This window comes from uncultured Tateyamaria sp. (genome assembly GCF_947503045.1).
GTDB lineage: Bacteria > Pseudomonadota > Alphaproteobacteria > Rhodobacterales > Rhodobacteraceae > Tateyamaria.
The window spans coordinates 1-8,112 of record NZ_CANNCF010000018.1; the positions used below are offsets into that span (position 1 = coordinate 1).

The 8,112-nt window shown below is 52.1% G+C and carries 6 protein-coding genes; 5 read left to right on the forward strand and 1 reads right to left on the reverse strand.

The annotated features are described in order from the left end of the window. Positions 1–230: 230 nt before the first annotated feature. A complete protein-coding gene (locus Q1A89_RS23390; protein ID WP_299734135.1) occupies positions 231–680 on the reverse strand; it encodes a MarR family transcriptional regulator in 450 nt (149 codons plus the stop codon). A 292-nt stretch (positions 681–972) separates the two neighbouring features. Between Q1A89_RS23390 and Q1A89_RS23395 the strand changes: the two genes are divergently transcribed. The 5 genes from Q1A89_RS23395 to Q1A89_RS23415 all read left to right on the forward strand — a co-directional run bounded on the left by Q1A89_RS23395 (position 973) and on the right by Q1A89_RS23415 (position 7,997). After that, positions 973–1,503, forward strand: coding sequence for a hypothetical protein (locus tag Q1A89_RS23395; RefSeq protein ID WP_299734137.1), 531 nt, complete (start codon positions 973–975; stop codon positions 1,501–1,503). A gap of 626 nt (positions 1,504–2,129) precedes the next feature. Further along, positions 2,130–3,416, forward strand: coding sequence for a sulfite dehydrogenase (gene soxC / locus Q1A89_RS23400; RefSeq protein WP_299734139.1), 1,287 nt, complete (start codon positions 2,130–2,132; stop codon positions 3,414–3,416). Then, positions 3,409–3,939, forward strand: coding sequence for a cytochrome c (locus tag Q1A89_RS23405; RefSeq protein WP_299734141.1), 531 nt, complete (start codon positions 3,409–3,411; stop codon positions 3,937–3,939). The genes soxC and Q1A89_RS23405 overlap by 8 nt, the downstream gene beginning before the upstream one ends. A 393-nt stretch (positions 3,940–4,332) precedes the next feature. Next, a complete protein-coding gene (locus Q1A89_RS23410) occupies positions 4,333–6,612 on the forward strand; it encodes a winged helix-turn-helix domain-containing protein (protein ID WP_299734143.1) in 2,280 nt (759 codons plus the stop codon). A gap of 527 nt (positions 6,613–7,139) precedes the next feature. Continuing rightward, entirely contained in the window at positions 7,140–7,997 is an 858-nt protein-coding gene (locus tag Q1A89_RS23415; RefSeq protein WP_299734144.1) for an AraC family transcriptional regulator, read from the forward strand. Positions 7,998–8,112 lie beyond the last annotated feature (115 nt).

Sequence of the window (8,112 nt, forward strand, 5' to 3'; positions counted from 1 at the left end):
AAACCACGTTCGGCGTCAAGCTCACAAGCGTCGCCGATCACATCAACAGCTGGTCGTAGCCTCCGACCTCGCCATCACCCGCACGCGCTCAAGCCAGCAGCGCGTGCGAAAAACCAGCTTTGGGGCTCACACTAACGAAAGCCCCGGATCGGTCGCGAGATGTTGTCGGTAACAACTGAATGGTCGGCAGGCCCAGCATAGCCGGACAATGAAAGACTGTTCGGAGAGGTCTAAATCGCGGCTTGCAGAGTGGCTCTCAGTGTCTTGGTTTCCGCTAAGAGCTTTCCTGCCTGTTCTTCAGAGAGATTAAGCAATTTACCGAGTTTGTTCGGTATTTCCATGGCTTTTTCGCGTAGCGCCGCCCCACTCTCGGAAATAAAAACGTCCTGGCAGCGCTCATCGTCCTGGCTGCGTTTCTTATAAACAAGCCCAAGCCGAACGAGACGCTGGATCAAAGGCGTGGCTGTGGCCCCCTCCAAATTCAGCCGATCAGCGATCTCCTTGACGTTGAGACCATCCGTCTCCCAAAGCACCAGCATTGCGAGATATTGAGGATAGGTCAGCCCAAGATCAGACAGGTATTTAGAGTAGACTTTTGTGAAAGCGCGCGACGTGGAATAGAGCGCAAAACAAAGCTGCTGATCCAAAAATGACGAGGTTGGTTCGATGGGGTCAGTCATGTGTACATACTGCTGTTTGTTGCATTCACTCCTAAAGATCACGTCATCGGCAAGCAAGGGTCCTGGAGTCGCATCGAAGTGAGGCGAGCCAATAAATCATAGATTTCTGTAATTCTCCGTTCCTCGCTGAAAGCGGTACAGGAGCGGCGCGCTATGATGAGATGGTAGAGCCGTCCATGTCGCCCCGTGTCCCAGGTGCACCTGATGCCATCGCGATGGTGGTGGTGTTGGCCGAACGAACTGGACAACATCCGACACCGATCAAGGACATAGAGCAAAAAGGATTATTCGAATGCAGACGCCTAAATTAACCCTCACAACCTTTTTCGCTTTGGCGGCCCTATTGTCGGGTCAGAGTCTGGCGGCCGACACTCATTTCGCGGTTGCAAAAATCGCGGATCACAAAATGCTTCTGCGGTACGAAAACGATCCCTCCGCCTCGGTTTTGGTATTACTTCACGGCTTTGACAATGGATCAATTGAGTATCGCACATTGGTCGCACAGCTCGATGAAACCTTCACCCTTACACTCCCGTATCCACCCCGCTCATCCCCAGACGATACCGCCGCGACGTTACGCGACGAAAGTTCGCCTGACAGCATCCTTGCAGTCATCGATGTGCTTCTGGCAGGCGTTGAAGGACCAGGCGTTTCATTGCTGGTTGAGGGATACGCTGGGCCAGTTGGGATACGTCTTGCTACGAGAGATGAGGAAGAGATCGCGAAGGGGACTTACTCTTCAAAGGTCGATTTTTGGTGTCCGCGTGGCACAGATTCAAGTTGGCCTGTTCGACAGTTGGTCACCAAGTATATGATAGACTGATCGCTGCGCCTACCCGTCTTGGCAGTCAATAACGCAGCTGAGCAAACTGACCCGGTCGAAGCGATCTGCTGCTTCTATTCACCCTGAACGATCCATCAATTATAGCTATCAAGGCGTTTCGACCGATGCGCCCTGGATGGCCTTCCTAATCTCTGTCAGATCCGAGAAAACATCGTGCTGAAGACATCTTGGTCAGGCATGCTCTGGCTGATTCCGGATTGGACTTACCGACAAAAAGTTCAGCGCTTCTTCACCTACAAAGTCACTGCTCGACATTCGCAGCAGGCCAGAAGTCCGAAGTGTCTTTCTTGATTCCCAAAGCAACATCTTGGAAAGCAACCGACACAACAAACAAAGCAAGATCACGATTCTTGAATTCATGTTCGGATCTCGAAATCCAACAATACTTTTTTAGCACAAAGTGATCGCACACTGCATGCCGCCTCGCCGGTCCGAACCAAAATCGGCGTCAAATCTGGATCAAGGAAGATTCGAAATGAAGCATCAATACGACTGCAAGTGCGATCTGATGGAACATTCGCTCACACGCACAAAAGACCCTTCAAAGCCATTCCCGTCGATCTGAGGACGGCCATCCTCCCAAGCACCTGGAACGTGAGGTTATCATGTCTTCATCCTGTTTCTCCCCTGGGACCGAAGACCGCGCTGCTGGCGGTGGTTTGATAAACCGTCGCTGGCTTCTAAAGAATAGCCTTCTTGCCGTACCTGTCGGCATGGTCACAACCCAGGCGTCCTCAGATCCACTTCGAGTTCCTGAATGGAGCTCGGCGCCCGGCCTCATCCAAAGCCAATACGGCCAACCTTCCCCGTTTGAAAGCCATGTAACCCGTCCAGTTCTTGGTCTCTTTCCCGAAGGTTTTGGAGATGGGTCGGGCGTTTCTTTTACACCGCTTGAAAAGCTAGCAGGCACAATCACACCCAACGGCCTATTTTTCGAGCGCCACCATAGTGGCATCCCTGAAATTGACCCCGGCTCGCATGAGTTTGTCATTCACGGCCTCGTCGAAAGACCATTGGTTTTCTCGGTCTCAAATCTGCTGAAATATCCGATGGTGACCCGTACAGCGTTTGTCGAATGTGCTCGCAATAGTTTCTTCAACAGCTTGCAAGAGCCCCAACAGCGCAGCGCCGGTGAGCTTCATGGGTTGATTGGCAACGCAGAGTGGACCGGCGTACCCTTAGCCGCTCTTTTGGAAGAAGCCCACGTCGACCTGGCTGGCTCATGGTTGCTGGCAGAAGGCGCGGACGCTGCCAAATACTCTCGCAGTATCCCGATCTCCAAGGCTTGGGAGGGCGAAGTACTGATAGCGTTCTACCAGAATGGAGAACGTCTGCGTCCAGAGCAGGGATATCCAATGCGTCTTGTGATTCCTGGTTGGCAAGGCAGCACGAGTGTCAAATGGCTACGCCGGATCAAAGTCATGTCTGATGCCACATATGCCAGAGATGAAACGTCGAAACATACCTTGCTTCAAAAGGATGGCCTTGCCCGACAGTTCACCTTCGAACTTGGGGTCAAATCCACAATCACTACACCCTCATTTGGCGGGCCACCCGTTCGGGAGGGTTTGCAGCAAGTTAGAGGAGTGGCCTGGTCTGGCGCTGGCAAGATCGCAAAAGTTGAAGTTTCTGCAGATGGCGGAAGGTCGTGGGCGGATGCCGTTTTGCACGGCGCTATCTTGCCCAAGGCAATGACCAGATTTGCAATCGCCTGGCACTGGGACGGAAGTCCTTCGATCCTAATGAGCCGTGCGACCGACGATACGGGTGCGGTTCAGCCCATCCGGACTGACTGGTACGAACCTTTTGCTGCCGGGCAAATCTATCATCTAAACGCAATCCAGAGCTGGGGCGTCAGCCAAGACGGTGAGGTTAGCAATGTGTATGTATGACAACCGGACACATATTCTTACTGGGCTGTTGATCGTTTTGGCGCTCGTGCTCCCAGCCGAAGCACAGCAGCTCGGAGATCCGATAAGCGAGAGTGATATCGCACCTTGGGATATCTCGATCAGTCCTGACGGGCGTAGTTTGCCGCCCGGTATGGGCAGCGCCTTGGAGGGTGCCGCAATTTATGCGGACAAGTGCTCTGCGTGTCATGGCGATGCGGCCAAGAACGGCCCCGCAGGTTCTTTGGTCGGCGGAATTGGCCAGCTCACGCAAGGACAGCAAAACAGAACACTGGGCAGCTATTGGCCTTATTCGACTACGGTCTTTGACTATGTGCGCCGGGCGATGCCCTACCAAAGCCCCGGCAGCTTAAGCGATTCAGAGGTCTATGCGGTCACGGCATACCTGCTGCATGTTAATGGAATCGTCTCCAAGCACTATGTGTTGGATGCAGACTCTCTGCCGATCATTAGGATGCCTAACCGTGACGGCTTCATCTCTGACTGGCCATCTGCCCGCCAATAGGGCATCGATCCACTCTTTGTTTCGCTGTCGCCGTAGGCTTTCAAATCGAGAAACACAGGTGCAGCACCGTAGCATTAGTGACCAGTTCACGGACCTAGAAAACCCGGCTCCTTCAGATCTCATCGCTATCCACATATTGACATGCAGCCCGTTGATAGTTGGCACTAAATGAGCAATGTCGTGTCACTGTTTTAGAAGAAATGGCAGCCGTTCCTGACTACCATTGCTTTGGTCACGATCCCGGGTAAGGCCTCACAACACCCTTGTTGACGATCGCTAGCGTGCTAGCTAATTTGCCTTACGTTATACAGCGTGCGTCTTCTCTAAACACGGAACCATTGCTCTGAGCGGCAAAGGCGGTGCTGAACCAAACAGGTCTACAGGGGCTCAGCCATGAAAAGTTTCGTCTTTGAAAACTATAGATTTGATGGAAAGCGACACGAACTTTTTCGCGATGACGAACTTGTTCCGCTCGAACCCCAAATCTGCCAGGTCCTTTACATCCTTCTGCTCAATGCCGGAGAAATCGTGGCGCGCGAGACACTTCTCAAAGAGGTCTGGCAAGGCAAATCTGTGTCTCCTTCCGTGATCGACAACCGCATTAGAGCTGCCCGAAGAGCAATTCGCGATGACGGCCGTAGTCAACGCCTGATCAAAACTTTCATGAATGAAGGCTATAAGTTCATTGGCGATGTCACCATGCTGGACGAGGATCGGCTAGATCAGAACGACGAACCAAAGACCTCGGAGCCCAGCGAGAGCAGGGCAAAGCCGAGATTGCCTTTGAAACGGTCTCTCATCGGTGCAGGAATTTTAGCGGCGGCCTCATTGGTTTTTGTGGTGGTGTTGCCAAATGGGTTCCGAACAGGTTCGGACGCACCAGACCAAGTTGTTGCTCAGCCCACTCAGCGGGTCCTCGATGAAGTCAGGTCCAGCAGCACAGTTGCGGTCTTGCCGTTCACTACGAATAGTCAAGATTTGCGCACAGTGGTTGAAAATTTGCACTTTGCCCAATCGCTGATCGATACGCTGAGCACGATACCTGATCTCAAGGTCGTGTCCTCTCTATCCTCCTTCCGTTTCAAGGACACCAGCGCCTCACCCGGGGAGATCACTGACGCTCTAGGCGCGGGTTATCTCATATCTGGCAACGTCGTTGCAGAAGCGGATCAGCTTAGAGTGACCATCAGGATGACGGAGGCCCGCACAAACCTCGTTAAGTGGACGCACACGGTGAGACTACCTAACAATCCGAGCCAATTTGAAGAACCGCGGAGCAAATCTGTCAGAACTGCTTCCCTTAGCCTTCTTAACGCGTTGGGCATAACATCCAACCTGCCTTCAGAGGGGCTCATTTCACCTGACGCCCATGAAGAGTTTGAGCAAGCAACCGCTTTGTTGCGATCGCGTGAAGGAGATCAAGTTATCGAAGCCATCGCGATCCTAGAAGGTGTTGTCGCACAAGAACCAAATTTTGTCCCCGCTTATACGGGTATGGTTTTTGCACATCATCTGGCCGCAGAATATGCAGGCTTCACGACGGTTCGCGCGGCTCTGGCTATTGATAACTATGTTGAGAAAGCAAAAAGCATCTCCTCCGAGAGCCCGGATGTGCTTGTGGCCCTTGGGATTCAGGCGCGCTACCACGACAAGTTAACGCTGGAATTGCAGTACTATGACCGCGCCCTCGCAATCGATCCAAACAATCAAAGAGCAATCCTCTTGCGCGCCGAAAGCCTTCGGCGGATTGGCAACGTTGTTGCTTCGGAAGAAGCATTTGAGAAAGCCCTCACATTCGATCCGCTCTCCCCTGTCTTGCTGTCTCGTGTAGCAAGGTCCAAATTTGAAAACCGATCTCTTAGGGAAGCTTTCGTTCATGCGAGGGAAAATCTACGATGGAACGGTCAAAATGTTGAGGCGTTGACTGATTTAGCGGTGTTCTCCAAGGAGACAGGTGAATACGCACAAGCCTATCTCCTTTTGAGCGATGCTCTGTCTATCGCCCCGGGAAATTCCGAAGCTCAATTCCAGATGCTTTTGCTACTCCATAGTATTGGACAAATCGAACGGTTTGAAGAATTCGTAACCTCGCCGTCATACTTGGTCCTCGGCCACACATTCGCAGGGGACGAAGCAAAAGCGAAAGCAAGCTTATCCCAAGACCCACTGGCACAATTTGCGGGCTATTCGGCATATATCTTCGGAGAAAGCACCCCATTGTATGAATACTTGAACGTTACGGGTCTCTTTAGTGAGCTTAAGTCACCCGATACACAAATCTCGACAACCTTCTTGTTTGACGCAATTTTTCTCGCTGACGTGAATTTGAAGAACGCGGACCCAGAAGCTGAGACAATCCTAGTGAACGTTCGTGAGTACTTCAGAGATCGCCCTCTTAGCAGTTTAGAACTCGAAGAAGAGTACCGAGCGCTCGCCGGGTTGCACGCGTTGGAAGGCGACGATCAAGCGCTTTTGGCGACCATCAGGGCCGGTATCGATGAAGGTTTCATGTTCATAGGTGCGTTGGAGCGGGCTCCTGTTTTTGAAGCCGCACGGACGAATGCAGAGTTTCGATCATTGATTGATCAAATGTACGAACAATCCAGTGAGAACTGGGCAGCCATCACAGCACAAGCGGACAAGTTACAATCCGACGACACGGTCTTGGACTGACCTATATCGTCCGAAAAACCGCAGTCTTGATAGCCAATTCTCAAGTTGTGAAACCCAAGCTTTGTCACCGAGTTGCTGAAGGTTCGACGAGCGCCAACCCGATCCAGTGCCGAAGTAGATGCACTTGCGCCTGATTCTCCAGTTTGACTGACGCCTCCGTAAGAGGTCTGGGGATTGACCGCTAGGGTTTCATCTCAGAAAGAAGAACCGGCTGGAGATTTGGTAGATCCAAGTACCCGGAAATTAGCAGTGTTTAGGCAGACTCGGCTCCATACCCCGTAAATGATTTGGACAGGCGGGACTAAGTACCCGATGGGCCACATATCTCCCCTTTGCTTCTTACCTTAAGCCACTTTCGTCATCAACGATGAAAGCTCAATAAATATAATACTAACAATACCTTATGATCTACTTCAGAACTCTTCAGATCTAAAGTCGCCTATATGTGTTGCTGAAATCAATGTTGCGCAGCGATCCTCAGAGCAGCTCTCGACCCACTCGAGATTGTGCCATGTGAGGATTGCAAAATGACAGTACACGACACCAGAGACCTACTAAGCGGCATGAGCGCGGTACGGGTATCAATGCATGCCGACGCGGATAGTCGTTCGCTTGCTCATTTGATCGTGCACCAGGTCGAGGAAGACCCCCTAACAGTCGATAGTGAAAATGACTTGGACCGCATCTTTGTCTGTTTCGGCCCCGCGTCAGTTTCACTGTTGCCTGCCGATCTTCGAGTCGGGGAATGCCTATTGATACCCGGGTCGACCAACGGTGAATCCTATACCGCAGCCGGTGCTTTTGTGATGGTAACTGTCGGCAGCTATATCTGCGAACAAGTTGGAATGGGGCGCTCATCGGGTTCCAGCGGTCAAATCCGCGGTCGGTCCCCGTGTTTTACCGCGTTGGCTGAAGCCGCTCGTCGCCATTCTGACAAAAACTTACACCAGCTTCAGAGCTATGCTTATTCATTTGCTGTACTGGGCCTAGCCGAGCTGCAAGCGCTCTGCACGAGGGCCGGCGCAGAACCAGAACTTCCAAAGTGGCAACTGAAGGCCATTGACGCATATGTTGAACGCAATCTTGATCGTCCCATTAAGATCAATGATCTCGCGGAACTTTGCGACTACTCCACGGCCCATTTCTCGCGCCTATTCAAGGCGCGTACAGGCAGAACACCGCACAAATATGTCCTGGAAAGACGTGTCGACGTCGCATGCACAGAGCTTCAGGCCGGCGAGAACACGATCAGCGACGTTGCTTATAAGACAGGCTTTTCTTCACAATCTCATATGACTTCAACGTTCAAACAGTTGATTGGCATGACGCCAAATGAGCTCCGTGTTTCAGCGGGCACGCAAACCCAAGAGCTCGCCTGCGCGTAGCCATACGGTCGTCCTGAGGCTGTTCCTGCTGATCCATCTGAACTCTCGACACTTTAATCCTGCTCGAAAGGAGCGTGACATGACATCTACAACTCCCAAAACCGTTGCCATCTTT